The sequence below is a fragment of the Fibrobacter sp. genome (genome assembly GCF_017545445.1).
Lineage (GTDB): Bacteria > Fibrobacterota > Fibrobacteria > Fibrobacterales > Fibrobacteraceae > Fibrobacter.
Map to the genome: position 1 here is coordinate 20076 of NZ_JAFWOM010000024.1, position 17918 is coordinate 37993.

At 49.2% G+C, this 17918-nt stretch carries 15 protein-coding genes; 6 read left to right on the plus strand and 9 right to left on the minus strand.

The genetic code is table 11. From position 1 onward, the window contains the following. Positions 1 to 42: 42 nt before the first annotated feature. The 4 genes from IKG78_RS02715 to IKG78_RS02730 all read right to left on the minus strand — a co-directional run bounded on the left by IKG78_RS02715 (position 43) and on the right by IKG78_RS02730 (position 2322). Complete coding sequence (locus IKG78_RS02715; RefSeq protein WP_290938904.1) at positions 43 to 429, minus strand: GNAT family N-acetyltransferase; 387 nt, start codon at positions 427 to 429, stop codon at positions 43 to 45. Continuing rightward, complete coding sequence (locus IKG78_RS02720; RefSeq protein WP_014546264.1) at positions 411 to 629, minus strand: hypothetical protein; 219 nt, start codon at positions 627 to 629, stop codon at positions 411 to 413. Before IKG78_RS02720 ends, IKG78_RS02715 begins: the two co-directional genes overlap by 19 nt. Before the next feature lie 284 nt (positions 630 to 913). Further along, positions 914 to 1984 carry a glycoside hydrolase family 5 protein gene (locus IKG78_RS02725; RefSeq protein WP_290938906.1) on the minus strand — a complete coding sequence of 357 codons (1071 nt, stop codon included), beginning with the start codon at positions 1982 to 1984 and terminating at the stop codon, positions 914 to 916. 47 nt (positions 1985 to 2031) lie between these two features. Then, on the minus strand, positions 2032 to 2322 hold the full coding sequence (locus IKG78_RS02730; RefSeq protein ID WP_290938908.1) for a hypothetical protein: 291 nt from the start codon (positions 2320 to 2322) through the stop codon (positions 2032 to 2034). Positions 2323 to 2410: 88 nt separating this feature from the next. On the opposite strand from IKG78_RS02730, the gene IKG78_RS02735 reads away from it, so the two are divergent. The 3 genes from IKG78_RS02735 to IKG78_RS02745 all read left to right on the plus strand — a co-directional run bounded on the left by IKG78_RS02735 (position 2411) and on the right by IKG78_RS02745 (position 4464). Next, positions 2411 to 3232 carry a menaquinone biosynthesis protein gene (locus IKG78_RS02735; protein WP_290938910.1) on the plus strand — a complete coding sequence of 274 codons (822 nt, stop codon included), beginning with the start codon at positions 2411 to 2413 and terminating at the stop codon, positions 3230 to 3232. A 50-nt stretch (positions 3233 to 3282) separates the two neighbouring features. Then, positions 3283 to 4152 (plus strand): diguanylate cyclase, encoded by an 870-nt coding sequence (locus IKG78_RS02740; RefSeq protein WP_290938912.1) that lies wholly within the window; start codon positions 3283 to 3285, stop codon positions 4150 to 4152. Between the two features lie 69 nt (positions 4153 to 4221). Then, on the plus strand, positions 4222 to 4464 hold the full coding sequence (locus IKG78_RS02745) for a hypothetical protein (protein WP_290938914.1): 243 nt from the start codon (positions 4222 to 4224) through the stop codon (positions 4462 to 4464). A gap of 66 nt (positions 4465 to 4530) precedes the next feature. Here the strand turns inward: IKG78_RS02745 and IKG78_RS02750 are convergent, their stop codons facing one another. The 4 genes from IKG78_RS02750 to IKG78_RS02765 form a co-directional block, all read right to left on the minus strand. After that, complete coding sequence (locus IKG78_RS02750; RefSeq protein ID WP_290938916.1) at positions 4531 to 5172, minus strand: bifunctional 4-hydroxy-2-oxoglutarate aldolase/2-dehydro-3-deoxy-phosphogluconate aldolase; 642 nt, start codon at positions 5170 to 5172, stop codon at positions 4531 to 4533. 134 nt (positions 5173 to 5306) lie between these two features. Then, on the minus strand, positions 5307 to 8525 hold the full coding sequence (locus IKG78_RS02755) for a glycoside hydrolase family 9 protein (protein ID WP_290938918.1): 3219 nt from the start codon (positions 8523 to 8525) through the stop codon (positions 5307 to 5309). A gap of 136 nt (positions 8526 to 8661) precedes the next feature. Continuing rightward, entirely contained in the window at positions 8662 to 9867 is a 1206-nt protein-coding gene (locus IKG78_RS02760) for an ABC transporter permease (protein WP_290938920.1), read from the minus strand. A gap of 193 nt (positions 9868 to 10060) precedes the next feature. Next, positions 10061 to 10825: an ABC transporter ATP-binding protein gene (locus tag IKG78_RS02765; RefSeq protein ID WP_290938922.1), complete on the minus strand. Its 765-nt coding sequence runs from the start codon at positions 10823 to 10825 to the stop codon at positions 10061 to 10063. A gap of 227 nt (positions 10826 to 11052) precedes the next feature. On the opposite strand from IKG78_RS02765, the gene IKG78_RS02770 reads away from it, so the two are divergent. Further along, a complete protein-coding gene (locus IKG78_RS02770) occupies positions 11053 to 13176 on the plus strand; it encodes a polysaccharide biosynthesis tyrosine autokinase (protein WP_290938924.1) in 2124 nt (707 codons plus the stop codon). Between the two features lie 19 nt (positions 13177 to 13195). Next, the gene (locus IKG78_RS02775; RefSeq protein ID WP_290938926.1) at positions 13196 to 15298 is read left to right on the plus strand and encodes an OmpA family protein; all 2103 of its coding nucleotides are present in this window, start codon (positions 13196 to 13198) and stop codon (positions 15296 to 15298) included. Between the two features lie 381 nt (positions 15299 to 15679). On the opposite strand, the gene IKG78_RS02780 is transcribed toward IKG78_RS02775, so the two are convergent. Beyond that, positions 15680 to 16135 (minus strand): GtrA family protein, encoded by a 456-nt coding sequence (locus tag IKG78_RS02780; protein WP_290938928.1) that lies wholly within the window; start codon positions 16133 to 16135, stop codon positions 15680 to 15682. A gap of 26 nt (positions 16136 to 16161) precedes the next feature. Here IKG78_RS02780 and IKG78_RS02785 point away from each other — a divergent pair, with 26 nt between their 5' ends. After that, a complete protein-coding gene (locus IKG78_RS02785; protein WP_290938930.1) occupies positions 16162 to 17655 on the plus strand; it encodes an acetyl-CoA hydrolase/transferase C-terminal domain-containing protein in 1494 nt (497 codons plus the stop codon). Positions 17656 to 17918: the final 263 nt, after the last annotated feature.

A 17918-nucleotide genomic window follows, 5' to 3' on the forward strand; every position in this document is an offset into this window, starting at 1 on the left:
CCATGAATTCGGAGTCGAGTAGGTCTTTTTCCGTTTATTGCCTTACGCCACCAGATCCATCAAGTCGAAGTACATCAATCGTGTATGCGGATCGTTGTCTTCCAGATTCATCATGCGGAATCCGTTCTTTTCGTAGAACGGAACTGCTGCCAAGTAGGCGTCAACCGTTATAAAGCGACAGCCTGTCTTGTTGTTGATGACGAACATGGACTTGATGATGTTTAGAACTTGTGTACCGAGTTTTTGATTTTTGGCGCAGATGTCAACACAGGTGTAGCTGACCGCTAACATGTATTTGTCAAAAAGAGTTGCGCGATTTAAAATGAAATCGTTTAAATCAGCATCTCCGCAGTCAAAACTTTTGACTTTGTTGAATGGTTGCAGTCGAATAAATCGAATAGACTCGTTATCTATATATTGTCGAACCATGGATCTTTACCTCCGTTAGCGGCTTCGCGGGCACGCTTTTCTCGCATGCCTCGTTCAAAAGCTTTTAGGAAAAATTCGTAGTCCCGTAAACGTTGGGCACGAGCTTCCGGAGTTTCGGGGTGCCTCTCCTGCATACGGGCGATAAACCGGCGAGCATCCTCGCCGAACAAAATCGGAGTTTCTCTGATGGGTCTTGCCATGAGTATCCTATTTGTTAGTTGTTAGAATAAAAGTAACTGATATATTAACGCCCGGCTGGACCGGATGGCATCCTCAATGGATCCGTACTAAAAAATATATAAGCCAAAAATAAAATGCAAGGGGTCGGAATTTTGACCGTTCATTTCGTCAACAACTGTTAGCAAGGGACTGTGGCAAATGTGCTATTTGTTAGTTGCTCAATAGTAAAAAATGCCCCGGATTTAATCCGAGGCGTTCTTGTCTAAATTCTGAGTTCTGCTGGCTGCTTACTGCGGCTCCGCCGTTACCCCTTCGCAATCATTTCCATGAGTTCCGTGTCAAGACGTTCGGGGTTGTTGTACTGCGGTAAATCGTTGTGGAGCGATTCGCCCTTCGAAACAAGGCCGAAGTCCAGATTCTTGTAGTTCCAGTAGCTGTAACCCACGTCGGCATCGCGGAGAATGTCGAGAAAATCGCGCATCCAGGCGAGCTGATACTTGCGGGGAACTTGTACATACACACCGAACTCGTTGCAGCTTACGGGCAAGTCGTACTTGGCGCGGAAATCGAGAGCGTTCTGGATGCTCGCCTGCAAACGGGACTTGTCCCACTGGCCAAATTCCACATGGAGTCGCGTGGCGCAATCTCCTTCGGGGGCGGCGTAGTCGCCTGGCCACGGGCGTTCGATCTTGAAGAACGGGTCGTCAATCCAGGCGGCACCTTGGTGCGTGAACGTCACCGGCGTGTAGGTGTGGAAACTGTAGATGGCGTTGTCGTCGTCGAGCGGAGTGAGGAATTCGAATTCTCTTGCGCTGTTCCACTTGTTCGCTCCTACGACAATCGTGTTCTTGGGCGCGTGCTTGCGGATTTCCCAAAAGATTTCGTCCTTGACTTTGTCCCAAACCTTGGAGTCGCTTGCGGCAGGTTCGTTCAAAAGTTCCATCATTACGCGTGGCATGGAGCTGTAGCGTTCGGCTAAAAAAGCCCAAATCTTGCGGGTGTCCTTGCGGGCGTTCGCGTCAGCAAAGAAAGCTTGTTCGTGATTGCTTGCCAAGTGAAAATCGTGACCCGGGCATTTGTGCAAGTCCAAAATCACGTCCAGGTCTGCGTCCTGAATGTCCTTGAGCGCTTTGTCGAGCAGAGTGAACGCTTCTTCGTCGGGCTTGAGATCGTCGCCTTTAAACAAATTAAAGTAGTCCACCGGCAAGCGTACGTGGTTGAACCCCGCATCGTGGATGCGTTTAAAATCGCTTGTTCCAAGGAACGTCTTGATGTGTTCGATAACCCCCGGAAACCCGACAGGGTCCTTCTCTTCGATACAGTCCACCTGACTGAACCATCCGCCCAAATTCACTCCGCGCAATCTTTCTTTCATGCGTGACATCCCATACTTTGGCTGCTGGAACAGCCGGTTTGAATGAATTATTCGTTTACGATATTCAAATCTTCGTCGGCGATATTCAAGTCCATAATGACTTCCATATCGTCGGGAAGGTTATAAAAATCTACAACCAGGCCCACCTTCTTGTCTTCGTCCTTTTGCTTGTCGAACTGGATTACGTCGTAAATTTTCATCTTGACGACGGCTTCCTGCGTTACAGGGATTTCAATGGTCATTCCCTTGCTGATGGGTCCTTCTACAATCTTGCCTTTGAAAACCAGACTGGTCTGGTCCTCGCCGAGCGAGGTCTTCTTCACGTGAAATACAGCCATTATTCTTTAGCCATTAACTTATTATTTAATCGGTTTGTTTTTGATGTGGCCTACAATTTTACCACGTGTAAAAATTTAACTTTTTTACATGACTCTCCGTGTTGGCCGAATCCCTTTTTTAGTCTGTGCGCCGTTTTTCTTTAATTCTGTTGGGCGTGAAAATGAATTTCCGGATATAGAATTTTTGGATGGCCCGCCGAGTGCGCATTGTGCAGGTCTCAAGGATGGCTCGATTCATCTTTCTCCGGCATCGTCGATTACGTTTGCGCAAAAGCCCGGTGCTTTTGTGTTGTCGCCTTCGCTTTGTACGTCGTGTTCCTTCGAAGTGCGGTCGGTCAAGCTTTTTTCGCAGTTCCCGATAGAAGAATTTTCCGGTAAGCGCGTCCGCATGACTTCGCAGAGCAAAACTTCTGTTACGTTATTAAGGATTCTCTTGGAAAACCGCTATGGGCTTAAGCCCGAATATGTGTCGGGGCTTGCTGCGGAGGACGCGGATGATGCGTGCCTTTTGATTGGCGACTTGGCGCTTGAAGAAAACGAACGCCGCCGCTTTGCGTTCAGCTATGATTTAGGAACGCTTTGGCAAGAATGGCAAGGGCTTCCGTTTGTGTTTGGGGCGTGGCTTATTTCAAAGGATGCTCTCCAGCCGCAGTTGAAGCCAGTGCTTGAAAATTTCATGGATCGGTTGGAAATTGGCATTCGGGAATTCCGCAAAAATCCGTCGCAAGCTTTGGACGTGTGGCTTGCAAAATATCCAGTGAGCTTGCCTCGCCCTTTGATCGAAGATTATTTTAGTGTCTTGGATTACCGTTTTACGGATGAACGCAAACAGTCGCTTGCAATTTTCTTTAAATTGGCATCTCAAATGGGGCTTGTCGAGTCTGCTCCGCCAATCGAGTTCCTTGAGTAATTTTATTTTTGGTCTGGATTGGGCGAGTGTAGGGATGGCAAGGAGTAAAAATGGTAGAAGAAAAAATTCTAATCGTTGATGATGACGAGTTGGAGTCTAAAAAGAATTCGGGCATCTTGACGGACGTTGGCTACGAAGTTATTGTCTGCAAGTCTGGCGCTGAAGCTTTGGAGTACTTGAATCGTAATCCGGTGGAGCTTGTTTTGCTCGATGTCAACATGCCGGAAATGAACGGTTATGAAGTTTGTTTGAACATCCGCAAGCAATTCCCGCTAGATAATCTTCCCATAATTTTCCTCACGAATCAAGAGAACGAAGCTAGCGTGACGCAAGGATTCCAGTCGGGAGCTTCTGATTTTGTCTGTAAGTCGGCAGCTCCTGATATTTTGCTTGCAAGAATTGGTGTCCATTTGCGTTTGACGAGATCTCTACGCAACTTGCGCGATATATCGTTGACGGATGATTTGACGGGAGCCTATAACCGTAGGCATGCGATATTCTCTCTCCGCGAAATGTTTGCCCGCAGTAAACGTTACGGTACTCAGTTTTCGTTAATTTATTTTGACTTGAATGGGCTGAAACGCGTCAATGACGAACATGGACATTTGGCGGGCGATTTGTTGCTCCGTTCTGTTGTGAGCGTCTGCGAAAAGCTGCTTCGTGAATCGGATATGTTGTTTAGAATGGGTGGAGACGAATTCTTAGTGCTTTGCCCGGATACCGACTTGAAGGGAACTGTAGTTTGTGCGGAACGCATGCAGGCGGCGGTCAAGGCTCTTACGATTGTTGACCAGACTGTAGGCTTTGCGTATGGTATCGCTTGCTCCACCGAAGATTACAAGGATATGGACGAGATGCTCCAGAGCGCGGATTCTTCGATGTACGAATGCAAACGCAAAATGCGTGCGGAACGTGTTTAGACGACAAATGCGTAAGGTGAATGTTGCAGGGCAGCTCGCTGACCTATAACTGAGCCTAGCATTTGGTACTTGTACAAAGACGAAAGAATTTCGTCATCCTCGAACGAAGTGAGGGGATCCAGTGAAGTCTCGTATCGCATTCTTGTCATCCCGGATTTATTCCGGGATCAGCTTACACATTCCGTCATCCTCGAAGCTGTCATCCTGGAGCCTGTCATCCTCGAAGCGAAGCGGAGGGGAACCATTATTTCTTGGTTTGCATTTGGCGATAGGACCCATTATTGTCTCGAAAGTCACTTATCGAAGGATTAAAAAATGCCACGGGATTCCGCGGCATTTTCGCAATTGTCACCCCGGACTAGTTCCGGGGTCGCCATTTTATGCAATCGCAGCTTTCACTGCATCGAGCAACTTCTGGAGTTTAGATTCGATTGTCGTCCAGTCGCCTGCTTTCATGAGGTCCGCGTTGAAGATGCTTCCGCCGAACGAGAGCAAGTTTGCGCTTGCCTTGAGGTAGCTAGCCGCATTTTCTGCATTCACGCCGCCGCATGCCATCAACGGAATGTCGCGGAACGGCCCGCGCAGAGCCTTGATGTACTCGGGACCGCCCACGCAGTTCACCGGGAAAATCTTGATGGCGGTTGCACCGAGGTCGTATGCTTTCTGCACTTCGGTCGGAGTGAGCGCTCCCGGAATAATCGGGATGCCTGCGGTATTCGAAAGTCGGATGACTTCGTGACGCGTGTTCGGCGTGACGATGAATTCAGCACCGGCAGAAATCGCTTTTTCCACATCGCTCCCATGGCGGACAGTGCCTGCACCGACCTTGATGCCAAGAGGCTTGGCGTAAGATTTGAGCTTTGAGAGAATTTCAGTAGCGGCGGCGGTATTCATCGTGACTTCAATCGCCTTCAGACCGCATTTGGCGGATGCGTTCACGCACGCTTCTTCTGCACCTTGAGGAATGTCGCGGAGAATGCCCACGACCGGCATCGGTTGTAAAAATTCAAGAAAATTCATGATTTTAAAATAGATTATAGACGAGAGACGAGAGACGAGAGAAAATAAAAAAGTGTTGTTTTTTTTATTTTACAGAGAATGTAAAAAAGCGGGCCTAAGCCCGCCGTTATTTGCAAATCCCTAATCCCTATAACCTAATACCTAAATGTTTGTATCGCAAGTTGTTTGTTGTTTTGCATGATCCTTGCGACTAGAGTCCCGCGGTGTGGAAGATTTGCGAGGTTTACTTCTGTGCGAGTTCCGTCAAAGGTCTTTTCCATCAGCTGGTTTCCGAGCAGGTCGAAAAGCTTGAGAGTCTTTGTCCCTTGTGCTGTTGTAAAGGCGAAGAGTCTGTTGCCGTTCAGCTGCATGCGGGTTTTACTGATGTTTGCGACGTTTGTGATGTTCACGCGGTCGTTGGTGGTCTTGGCTGGGCCGTAACCCCACAAAAGTTTTCCCTTGCTGCGAATGACAATGTAGGGATCTTTAGGCGCATCTTGCATGTCGCCTTGGTCCTTGGGCCAGTCCGGGGTTCCTGCATAGGCCGGGGCGTCGTTGTTTGCAGCGTGGCTCGTAAAGCTCCAGGCTTCGGTGGCCTTGATTTTTGTTGTAGTGCGGAGAGTTTCACATAGCCCGTTGACAGAAACGCCAGAAGATATGCCTACGTCCATTCGGATTTTTGAGCCAAAGCCGATTTTGCCCACGCTAATCGGTTGTGCCCAGGTGTAAGTCTTTTTGTCTTTGTTGTACGTGTCTTCTACTTTCTGAGGAGCATTGGCTCTCATGAAGTTTATGATGTCTCTGTCATTACTGCAAGGCTTGCTGAATCCGATCATGTCATAAGATATGCAAATGTCTTCGTCAATGACGACTCCGCAGCTGTTAACGTCTTCCTCGGTAGCGTCAAAGTAGATGTATGCAACGACGCTGTCTAGGTCGTCCATTGTGTTGTTATGGATTTGGAGATTGAAAAAGTCGATATCGCTAAATGTATAGTGGTATGTTGTCGCATAGACTCCTTCCCCTGAATAGATTGCAGAAGAGTCGGATTTGCAGTTGTTGCATTGCTTTTCGAAGTAATCGTTACCGCCGTTGCTTACAAGGGTGAGTGCAGATAAAAGAGTCGCGGATGCGTCAAGGCAAGTTTCTGAAATGTGGTAATCTTCCCAGCTCTTGGAGGAAGGAATCCAAGAGTTTGTTTTATCTGGAGTGATACCGCCTAAAAGTCCTCCGACGGGAGGTCTGTATTTATAGCTGAGTCCCGGTGCGTTTTTCCCTTCGGGGTTTGATGCCCTGTGGTGCGGGTGCGCGTCATTCTTGTCGCCGATGCCATATACAAGCGAAATATCCCACGGGTTCATGCCGAACATGTAGTTCAGCTGGTTGATGCCAAGCTGGTGCATTACGCTTGTGTTGAATCCGGTGCTAGCCATGCTCGGAAACTTGATGCCTTGCTTTTCGATGTCGGCTGCCACATCGGCGTAAGCGAGAACTTCAAAGATGTTGCCTGCTTGGTAGCGGTTGTATGTCCAAGAGGCGTCAGTTTGCATAAAATACCATGTGGGGTCGTAATGGAGCGTGTTGGAAGTCCATACCATATCGTTTGTCGGTAACGTAATGTATGTCGTGAGATTGCCCACGCTTAAGTCGCCCAAGTTTGCAATCATGTCGGCAAAGCAGTCTTCGATGGCGTTTATGCGCTCTTCTTCGGTGAGGCCGTATTCGTCTATGGCTTTGGCCTTGTCTGCGAGAATGAGCTTGTACAGAGCATACAGTGCGTAGGCATGTGCGTTTGCCCAGCTTGTGTTTTTGGCTTTCTTTAGCATGGCTGCATCCGGGCTTGCAAACCAGCCGCCAGCAAAGAGACCAGCCCCTTCTCTGATGATTTGATCCTGGGTCAAGTCTTTGGCACGAATCATGTCGTCGGCGTAAGTTTTTTTGCCTGTGGCGTAGAGAAGTGCCACCGAGGCAAGAGCCAGATCGTCATAGAATTCATTGTTCCCGTTGTAGGCGTGGGTGCTGAAGGTCGGGCGCTTGTTGTTTTTGTAGTTCTTGCCTTGGGCAAGAGACTTTGCGAAGTCGTACATTTTTTCGGCGACCGTCAAGCAGCTGTCTGCAAATTTTGGATTGTAATTCTTGTAATTCTTGGAGAGGATGGCTAGCCCTGCTGCGATTTCGCCGGAGATGTTGGCTCCGAGTTCACCGAGGCGAACCGTTCTTGTTGCTGGACCGCCATAGTACATTGCTGCGGTAGAGCTGTCAACAGGAAAATTGTCCATAACTTCTGGGCGGCTCCAGAAACTGTGTTCAGGACCGAAGTTTCCGATAGAGACTGGCATGTCGTCAATAACGCCCTTGGCAAAATTGTACGCCTTTAGGAAAAAGTCGGCACCATGTTTTGCTTCGCGCAGCATGTCGGGCACGCCGTCGGTGTTGATGAAATCACCTTGGTTGAAAGCGTAGTGGTCAACGTCCTTTGAAGGGTTCGTGGCCGCCATCACGGCAAGCGCCATGAAGGCATAAGCTTGTGTTTGGGATTCTTTCAGGTAGTCTCCGCAATCGTACCAGCCACCGGCAAGAGTTCCTGCCAAGGATGCATCGAATGTTCCGCGGATATCTTCGTTGTCTGTCACGATGGGGCCGCCGCCGTCCTTTAAATGGCTCGGGCCGTGGAACCAGGAATCAGAATTGCCGCTACGCTGGATGCCGAGGAACTTGAGCGTCGCGTCTTTTGCCATGGTATAAACGTCGTCGCTTACGATGAACGTGCTAGAAATTTCGTTGCCAACTTTGATGCGTAGGCGCTTGTCCGTGGGGACGCTTTGCGGAATGCTGCCCACAAAAATATTGCCGGAAGGTCCTGTTATTTCGACCTTGTAGCGTTCTTGATCGGTTGTGGATGTGTTTGTGCCCGCAATGATTGTCCAGTCGCTGGATGTCGTAGCTTCGCTTGGTTTGAATGAACCTGTCACCTTGGGGCTGAGCGACTTGCCATAAGCATCGACGACTTCGAATTCTGTCGCTTCGTTTCCTATAAAGTAAAATTGCCGTTCCTTGTCGCTTTTAAGATAGCCCACTTGGTTTATGCGCAATGGCGAAATTTTGGTGTTTATTGCGTCGAGGTAGGCTTGGTCCAAGGTGTCGGGCATGAGTTCGCCGGCCTTGAAGCTTGCGGGTGTCGCTGCTTTGGGGAGCATCCCTGTTTTCTTGGTGACTGTTGTGTCGAACTTGTCGAAAACTTTTGCATCCCAATTTAAAGGCCATGTGGGGCGGATTAAGTCATAAGGGGTACTGGCCGCGAATGCTGCAGATGTTGAAAGTGCCGCTAAAGTAAAAATGGCCGTAAATGTTGTTGTATTTTTGGGGTGAGTCATCTTTCCTCCTATTTTACGCTAAATGAAAATACAAAAAATCCCGCTTGCGCGGGATGATGAAAAATTGTTGAAGCTTAAAATTTATTTGATACTCTATTCCCCTAATCCCTAAAACCTAATACCTACAACCTATACCCTATTCAAATCTCAACGCTTCAATCGGGTCGAGGCGGCTCGCCTTGCGGGCGGGATACCATCCGAAGAATACGCCGGTGGCAAAGCACACGCCAAAGCTTACGAAGATGCTCGTGACCGATATGCTCATGGGCCAGTTCATGACGTTTTTGACGATTTCAGAAGCGGCGATGCCAAGGCCGATGCCGATGGCGCCACCGAGCAAGCTGATAATGATGGATTCGAACAAAAACTGCAAGAGGATGTCTTTGCCGCGTGCGCCGATTGCCATACGCAGGCCGATTTCCTTGGTGCGTTCGGTCACGGAGACGTACATAATGTTCATGATGCCGATGCCGCCGACGAATAAGCTAATTCCTGCAATGGCGGTAAGCACGAGCGAAAGCATGTCGGACGTGCTTGTGACGGTCTTGATCATTTCTTCTTGCGTAAAGACGCGGAAGGGGTCGGTGGGTTTGGTCCAGCTGCGGCGTTCTTTCAAGATTCCCATGATTTCTTCGGTCGCTTTTTCGGCATAGCCTTCGCCGATGGAGTTCGCGTAAATTTGCCTGATATTCGTGGTCGAAGAAAATCGCCTCATCACGGTCTGGTACGGCGTGAAGATGACATCGTCCTGATCTTGTCCGAAATCGCCGGAACCTTTAGCTTTGAGAGTGCCGATAACTTTCAGTGGAATGCTCTTGTAGCGGATCGTCTTGCCGATGGGGTTCTCGCCAGCGAAGAGGTTCTTTATGACGGTTTGCCCGATGACGCAGACTTTTGCCATGCGGTCTGCTTCGTCGTCAAACATGACGCCTTCTGCGATTTCGTAATTGCGGATTTTGAGGTAGTCTGCGGAAACGCCAGAAAGTGTGGTGGGCGAGTTGTTGTTCCCGACGATGGCCTGGCCGCCGACCGAGACCATGGGGGAGACTCCGTCGATATAGGTCGCTTTTTCGCGCAGCTCGATGACATCTTCTTCTTCGAGCATTTCGGAAGATTCCGATTGCACGCCGCCGCGCCTACTTTGGTTGGGCATGATGGTGATGGCGTTTGTGCCCATCGCGGTCATTTGTTCCTTGATGGATTTTTTAGAACCTTCGCCCATGGCGACCATGGTGATGACGGCGGCGACACCGATGACGATGCCGAGCACCGAGAGGAATGTGCGCATGCGGTTGCGTAACAGCGCACGGATAGCGATTTTGACTAAAGTAAATGGATTCATAGCTTTTAGTAGGAAGTTGGAAGTAGGCGGTAGGAAGTTAGAAGTAGGTGGGGCATAGTGGTTGGTGGTTGGTGGTTAGTGGTTAGTGGTTAGGAATGTGTTAGGGAACGTTTTAATTACAATTCCTGTTTACTAACCACTGCTTACTAATCACTAAATTCATTCCTGTTTACTGCATACTGTTTACTAACCACTACTCGTCCTCCTCAAACGTTTCCGGGGGTGGCAGTGCTTCAAACGCTTCTTTTGCGTCTTGCACGTTTTCGTTGATGACATCCTTTTTTACGAGTCCATCCCTGAGGGTGATGGTACGGCTCGAAAATGTGGCGATGTCCGGCTCGTGGGTGACGAACGCGATGGTCTTGCCTTGGCGGTGCAGCTCCTGGAAAATCATCATGATTTCGTAGCTTGTTCGCGTGTCGAGGTTGCCGGTGGCTTCGTCGGCGAGGATGATGACCGGGTCGTTGACCAAAGCACGAGCTATAGCGACTCGCTGTTGCTGTCCGCCCGAAAGCTGGTTCGGCAAGTGGTTCATGCGGCTTTCGAGTCCGACTCTCTTGAGGGCTTCGATTGCCCGGTGGTGGCGTTCTGCTGCCGATATCGCGGGGTTATATAATAATGGGAGTTCTACGTTCTCGATGGCGGTCGTGCGGTTGAGTAGGTTGTAGCTCTGGAACACAAATCCGATTTTTTGACTACGGATTTTAGCAAGGGCGTCGCGTTTGAGTTTCTCGGTATGTTCTCCATCTAATATATAGTGTCCTGAAGTCGGGCGGTCCATGCACCCTAGAATGTTCAGCATGGTGGATTTACCAGACCCCGAGGTTCCCATGATGGTGACGAACTCTCCTTTATAAATGTCGTAGCTTACACCGCGCAAAGCATGTACGGTTTCTGTTCCCATTTTGAAATCGCGCCGCAAATTTTGAATAGAAAGGATGGGTGATTCTGTTTGCATAAAGACCTTTTTTTTCTTGCCTGTTTAGATGCTCTAACCCGTTGATTACGTTGCTTTTACATCGGAAGTGAGTGAATTTTTGTTTATCTACGGGCTGTATGTGCTGAAAAACATTGTTTTTTTATTTGATTGTTATGTTACTATGCATAAACAATAATTTTTTTTTTTATTTTATATTCCGATTTGGACTACCTTTGGTGGTTGGTTCTGTGTCCTTGGAGCTTTTAATGAACGAGATTACACCTCAAAATATATCGAAGCCGTCATCAGATGATGACGAAATCGATATTATTGAAATTTTGGTGTATTTGAAAAGCAGGTGGAAATTCTTGCTCGTTTTCTTGTTCCTGGGAATTGCTTTCGGCGGACTTGCTTCTAAGTGGATTCGTCCCTCGTTCAGAAGCAATATACTTCTTCAAGTAAATATAAAGGGGAATAAGCAGGGGCTCGCTCTTGGTGAAATGGGTGCTCTTTTGGATATATCTACCCCGTCCGCTGCTGAAATGGAACTTATTAAAAGTCGCGTCGTTCTGGATCAGGTGGTTAAGGATGAAAAACTCTGCTATTCCGCTATTCCGATGGACAAGATGGACCGCCTCATGCAGCGTGAAGGTCGCATGGATATTGAACTTTTGCATATTCCGCAAGCGTTCAAGGAAAGTAACGGCAAGCTTATTGCTCGTGTGACTGCTGATTCCAGTGCGTACGAAGTGCTTGAACAAGGGGGCGAGGTCTTGCTTTCCGGTACGGTGGGGGAAACTTACCGTAAGTCGTTTGCTGGTGATACGTTAGTGATTTGCGTCAATGCCTTGTCTGCGGTTGCTGGTCAGACGTTCTTGCTTTCTGAGGTTCATCCGTTAGAGGCGGCTGACGCTTTGCTCAGGGCGTTGAGCATTTTCGAAGAAGGTAAGAATTCGGGCATCATCAGAGTGTCTCTTGAAAATCGCTATGCGGATAGAGTTGCCTCCATTCTGAACACTATCGCGAATACGTACTTGAAACAAAATATCGAGATGCGTAGCGCCGAAGCGAAGAAAACTCTCATGTTCCTCGAAGAACAATTGCCGGGTGTCAAGGCGAAGCTCGATTCCGCCGAGCAGAAGCTTACGGCGTTCCGCCATGACAAGGGCACGATCGACCTTACGGGTGAAACTCGTCTGCATCTTGAAAAAGACGTGACGCTCCAGCAGCGTATGCTTGAACTCGAACAGAAAAAGCAGGAAGCCTTGCGCTTGTTCCGTGCCGAACATCCGACCGTCCGTACCATTGAAGAACAGCAGGCTAAACTCCGTCAGGAACTGGCCAAGCAGCAGCGTTCTGCTGCAAGTCTTCCGGTTGTACAACAGGAAGTTCTTTCGCTTCAGGAAGAAGTCGAGGTGAACAACAGACTTTACACGAACCTGTTGAATAACATCCAACAGCTACACGTGGTTCAGGCTGGCGAGGTCGGAAATGTGCGCATTGTAGATGTTGCTTACGTGCCGATAAAGCCGAGCAAGCCGAATCGTAAGTTGATATTCCTTGGTGTTGTGTTTGGCTTTTTACTTTTAGGTTGCTCTATTGTTTATGTGCGTCGCGTTCTTTCGAACGGTGTTGTTAGCAGCAGTGAAGTAGAACAGGCTACGGGAGTCGGAGTTTACGGAAAACTTCCAATGCTTGATGGCAAAACTCAGAATGATGTGACCAAGCCGAGCGTCGTTGTTAAGCCTGACGATCCTTTTGCCGAAGGCATTCGTGCACTCCGTACCGCACTTGAATTTTCTGTTTTTTCTGACGGCAAGAAGGTTCTTTTGGTTTCCGGCCTTGTGGAAGGTGTTGGAAAATCGTTCGTTTCGACGAACCTTGCTGCATCTTTTGCCATGTCCGGCAAGAGGGTTTTGCTGGTCGATATGGACCTTCGACGTGGGCATTTGTTCAAGCATAGCCAGAAAGGCCTGTGTGAAATGCTTAAAAATGGCTCTTTTGGTGACGAGTTCGTTGTCAATGTGATGGATAATTTCTACGTTCTAGGGGCAGGAGCTCGAGTCGTGAACCCGGGCAGTCTTTTGAACAGTTCTAGATTTAGCGCTTTCCTTGATTCGTTCAGGGATAAGTATGATTTGATTGTTCTGGATACTCCGCCGGTATTCCAGTGCAGTGACGCATTGCTTGTCGAAAAGCATGCGGATTATCTGTTGTGTGTTTTGAAGCATGCAGCGCATACCATTGAAAGCATCCAAGATGCCTTGAATACTTTTGACCGCAGCACGGAAACTCCTTTACCGAAGGCCTTTGTCTTCAATAAGTGTGAACGTCATGCGGGATACGGCTATGGTAGTTACGGCTACTATGGCAATCACAAGAATTATTAACCAATAACAAGGAGAATAGATGAAAAAAATAGTCGCAATGTCTCTCTTGGCCGGTAGCTTCGCTTTCGCGCAGCCCGGCCTGATGGGCGGAGCCGATGGTCTTAACCAGAAAACCGCACAAACCCTCGGTCAGGGTGGTTTGACAGCTGGTTTCGGTGGCCAGGTTTCCTTTGACGCATGGTCTCTTACCCGTGGTGGCTTGTTCGCCAAGGGCAAGCAGCATGGCTCGTTCCATGATGCATCCGGTAGCTTGACTGCAAATATCAATTTTGCAGCCGGTGTAACGGACTTCATGGATATCGGTCTTGCTTTGCCGCTCTACTACGACCATGCTAATGCTAAGGGTGTCGCAGAAGGCGATATGTGGAAGGCTAGCCGTGGTGACCTCGAACTCTGGGCAAAGGCTAAGCTTCCTCTCGACGAGATGACCGATGGCTTGTTCAACGCAGCTATCGCCGCTCAGTTCTACTTCCCGACTGGCGAACAGGGTGCGGGTGTCCGTCCTCGTCACGCTTGGTACGTGAATGCCAAGGGTGAACGTACGAACCCTTATACTCTCAACGGCATGGCCTTTGGCGGTGAATTGATCCTCACTTTGGACCTCCAGAAGGTGGGCGCTCCGCTCCGCTTCAACGCTAACGTTGGTTTCGTCGGTACTGTGGGTCGCGGTTCCAACACGTTGGTCTATGGTGGTGGCATCAACGTCCTTCCGACCGATTGGATGGATTTCTTCGTCGAAGCTAACGGCGAATTCCGCGTAGAAAAGGGTGAATATCCGCGTGATCCGATGTTTGATCCGTTCACTCTTACTCCGGGCTTCCGCTTCCATCTTCCGGCCAACATCGACATCGCCCTCGGTCTCGATGTGGGTATTCGTGCTCTCAACAACTTCACTTGGAAGTACGACAAGGAAATGAAGAAGGCTGACAAGTACACCTTGCACTATGTGGATGAAAAGGGTAGAGTCATTTCCTACGGTTATACGCCGACTCCGCGTTATGCAGGTACCGCTACTCTTAGCTGGCGCTTCGGTAACGTCCGCGGTGCTGACGAAGATAACGATGGCGTAAGCAATAAGATCGACCAGTGCGCTGGCACTCCGGCTGGTGCTGTTGTTGATACTGTTGGCTGCCCGGTTGACTCTGACAATGATGGTGTCTTCGACGGTCTTGACCAGTGCGCTGAAACTCCGGCTGGTGCTGTTGTTGACGCTGCTGGCTGCCCGTCTGACGCTGACAACGATGGTGTCTTCGACGGTATCGACCAGTGCGCTGAAACTCCGGCTGGCGTAGTTGTTGACGCTGCTGGCTGCCCGGTTGACTCTGACAAGGATGGCATCGCCGATCACCTCGACAAGTGCCCGAACACTGCTTCTGGTGCTCCGATCGACGCTAACGGCTGCCCGCTCGATTCCGACAAGGACGGCGTTCCTGACTACCTCGACCAGTGCGCTAATACTCAGGCTGGTATTCCTGTTGACGGTAAGGGCTGCCCGCGCGATTCCGACAAGGATGGCGTTGCTGACCACCTCGACAAGTGCCCGAATACTCCGAAGGGTCTCCCGGTTAACGCTGATGGCTGCAGCCCGGATACCGATAAGGACGGCATTGTTGACGCTCTCGACAAGTGCCCGAATACTCCGGCTGGTGTAACTGTTGACGCTGCTGGTTGCCCGGTTGACTCCGACAAGGATGGCGTTGCCGATCACCTCGACAAGTGCCCGAACACCCTCGTTGGCGTGGCTGTTGACAAGAACGGCTGCCCGAACAAGAACCAGGATCTCGACAAGCTCAAGAAGGGTATCCAGTTCAAGAGCGGTTCTGCTAAGCTCACTGCAAGCAGCAACAAGACTTTGAACAACATCGCTAAGTTGCTCAAGAAGCTCCCGAACGTGAACCTCGAAATCCAGGGCCATACCGACGACGTTGGTAAGGAAGAAAAGAACAAGAAGATCTCCGAACAGCGTGCACAGGCTGTCGTCAAGTATCTCGTGAAGAAGGGCATTGCTGCTGAACGTCTCCGCGCTGTCGGTTACGGTTCTGACATGCCGATCGCAGATAACAAGACGAAGAAGGGCCGCAAGCTCAACCGCCGTGTTGAACTCGTTCCGTTCGAAAAGTAATCTTCGAATCTGATTGAGAACTAAAAAGGGGCACCCGCAAGGGTGCCCTTTTTGTATTTGATGTTTTTGGTTATAGATAGTAGGAACATCCTGAGACCAAACTGAAGGGTCCAGTCGTAGTTTCTACATACAATGGCTAAGGATTTGGTTATAGGCTTTAGAGGTTAGGATCATGAGGGAAAACGTATTTGCAAAGAGAATCGTTTGTTGATGTCATCCTGAGGTTGGTGACAAAATCAAGCACAGCATGTCGGGCTCAGCTTACACGGAACTTCTTACTGTCATCCCCGACAATTGTTCGGGGGATCTCCTTACACAGTATTTCTCACAGATACTGAACCAATTGCATTCACCTAACCACCAACCACTAATCACTAACCACTAACCTCTAATCTCTCGTTTCTCCGCAAACACCCATTTCTTATAAAGTGTGTAGCTGACGAGAACATAGACGACGTTTGCAATAAGGTTTGCGAAATACGTTGGCTTCATGAATTTGGAAATGAATTCTGTAAAGCCAGCGCACCAGGCGGCGTTTTCAAGGATATAAACTGACCCTTCGAGGACGAGCAGGTTTACTCCGTACGAGCAGAGGAAAACGATGATAAATCGCACGACCTCGGTACGTTTTTGGTTCTCGCTCTTGAAGTTCCAAATGCGGTTGCATATGTAACTGTTGAGGCCGCCGGCGACGAATCCGAGAAAATTGGAGAGTTCCAAATTCCAATCGAGGACCTGGTGCAAAATCCACACGACGGCAAGCGTAATCAAGGTGTTCATTACGCCGATGATATTGTATTTGATAAAGTGCTTGTATTTGATAATGCGTTGTTTCACGAGCGTTAAAATACTAATTTTGCGATATGACCTGGATTACAAGTAAGAAATGCAGTGCCGCGGATGCGGCAGAAATGATTCAGAATGGTGATGTTCTTGGGGTTTCTGGATTTACTTTGGCTGGATACCCGAAAGCGGTTCCTTTGGCAATAGCGGCTCGTGCCGAGAAGTTGCATGAATCTGGCGAGGAATTCAAGGTGACGCTTTTTGCGGGCGCATCGACGGGCGATAGTTGCGATGGAGCTCTTGCCCGTGCAAAGGCGCTTGCGCTTCGCATGCCGTACCAGTCCAATCCGAGCTTGCGCAAGGCGATTAATGACGGTAGCATTCATTATATAGACGCTCACTTGGGCAAGATGGGTTATCTTGTGCGTACCGGGGCTGTTCCTGCACCGACTGTCGCGATTATTGAAGTCTCTGCGATTTTGCCTGATGGCCGTGTTTGCCTTTCGACTTCGGGAGGAAACTCCGTCTGCTATTTGGATATGGCTCCGAAGATTATTTTGGAACTGAACACACGCTTGGGCGATAGCTGCATTGGCATGCATGATAATGCTCTTCCGGAACTTCCGCCGCATGCGAAGCCGCTCCCGATTTACAGTGCTGGCGACCGCGTTGGCGATGAATTTGTCCGCGTGGATCCGAACAAGGTTATTGCGATTGTCGAAAACGAAGCTTACGATGAAGTGACTCCGTTCGTGGAACCAGACGACGTTTCGAAGAACATCGGTGAACGCATTTTGGATTTTATCCGTTTTGAGGAATCGCATGGCAGACTCCCCAAGGGGCTTGCGTACCAGAGCGGCGTGGGCAAGGTGGCAAATGCTGTGCTTTGTGCAATGGCGAATGATGACCGCCTTGGCCAAATCGATCTTTATACCGAAGTTATTCAAGAGGCCGTGCTTCCGCTTTTGAAAAATGGAAAGCTTGGTGTCGCGTCAGGAACGGCTTTGACGCTTTCTCAGGCTGCACAGAAAGAGTTTATTGAAAATAGTGCTGAATGGAAAAAACATTTTATTCTCCGCCAGCAAGAAGTGAGCAACAGTCCTGACGTGATTCGTCGCTTGGGCGTGATTTCGATGAACACTGCTTTGGAAGTCGATATTTTCGGCAACGTGAATAGTTCGCTTGTCTGTGGCTCGGCGATGATGAACGGCATTGGCGGTTCTGCGGATTTCGCACGCCACTGCGCTCTCGGCTTTTTCCTCACGCCGTCGGTTGCAAAGGGCGGCGCGATTTCGAGCATTGTGCCTTATGTGAGCCATGTCGATCATACAGATCACGATACGCAGATTTTCGTGACGGAACAGGGCTTGGCTGATTTGCGCGGCTTGCCTGTCGAAGAGCGTGCCCGCCTGATTATCAAGAACTGTGCCCATCCGGATTACCGTGCCGAACTCACGGACGTTTTGGAATACGGCATCAAGCATGCGAAGGGAATTCACTTGCCGTTAGCGCTTTCCCGTGCGTTTGAGATGCATACCCGTTTTATGGAAACGGGTAAGATGCTGCGTTTCTGAACGTCCTTCGTTTTGCGATCTTCGTGATTTTTGACAGTTGTGGTTTCAAAGGCGGGTTTGCTATTTTCATACAACATTGCTGTTGTATGAGTTGCGATGCAGTTGAATATGCAGGTGCTCGTTTGCCTATATCCTTGATGCGAAAATCAAAGGCGGCAGCCACGATGAATTAGCAATTTCAAGATGGATTCCATGTCAACGCTCCTGATAAATAAAGTTGATTGAATTTGAATTTTACTTCGAGAAGTTGCCCCTGTTAGTAT

Coding starts and splice junctions, on each gene's coding strand:
- IKG78_RS02770 (WP_290938924.1), top strand. CDS start 11,053: ATGAACGAGATTACACCTCAAAATATATCGAAGCCGTCATCAGATGAT.
- IKG78_RS02750 (WP_290938916.1), bottom strand. CDS start 5,172: ATGAATTTTCTTGAATTTTTACAACCGATGCCGGTCGTGGGCATTCTC.
- IKG78_RS02765 (WP_290938922.1), bottom strand. CDS start 10,825: ATGCAAACAGAATCACCCATCCTTTCTATTCAAAATTTGCGGCGCGAT.
- IKG78_RS02735 (WP_290938910.1), top strand. CDS start 2,411: ATGACTCTCCGTGTTGGCCGAATCCCTTTTTTAGTCTGTGCGCCGTTT.
- IKG78_RS02725 (WP_290938906.1), bottom strand. CDS start 1,984: ATGAAAGAAAGATTGCGCGGAGTGAATTTGGGCGGATGGTTCAGTCAG.
- IKG78_RS02760 (WP_290938920.1), bottom strand. CDS start 9,867: ATGAATCCATTTACTTTAGTCAAAATCGCTATCCGTGCGCTGTTACGC.
- IKG78_RS02785 (WP_290938930.1), top strand. CDS start 16,162: ATGACCTGGATTACAAGTAAGAAATGCAGTGCCGCGGATGCGGCAGAA.
- IKG78_RS02715 (WP_290938904.1), bottom strand. CDS start 429: ATGGTTCGACAATATATAGATAACGAGTCTATTCGATTTATTCGACTG.
- IKG78_RS02740 (WP_290938912.1), top strand. CDS start 3,283: ATGGTAGAAGAAAAAATTCTAATCGTTGATGATGACGAGTTGGAGTCT.
- IKG78_RS02775 (WP_290938926.1), top strand. CDS start 13,196: ATGAAAAAAATAGTCGCAATGTCTCTCTTGGCCGGTAGCTTCGCTTTC.
- IKG78_RS02730 (WP_290938908.1), bottom strand. CDS start 2,322: ATGGCTGTATTTCACGTGAAGAAGACCTCGCTCGGCGAGGACCAGACC.
- IKG78_RS02720 (WP_014546264.1), bottom strand. CDS start 629: ATGGCAAGACCCATCAGAGAAACTCCGATTTTGTTCGGCGAGGATGCT.
- IKG78_RS02755 (WP_290938918.1), bottom strand. CDS start 8,525: ATGACTCACCCCAAAAATACAACAACATTTACGGCCATTTTTACTTTA.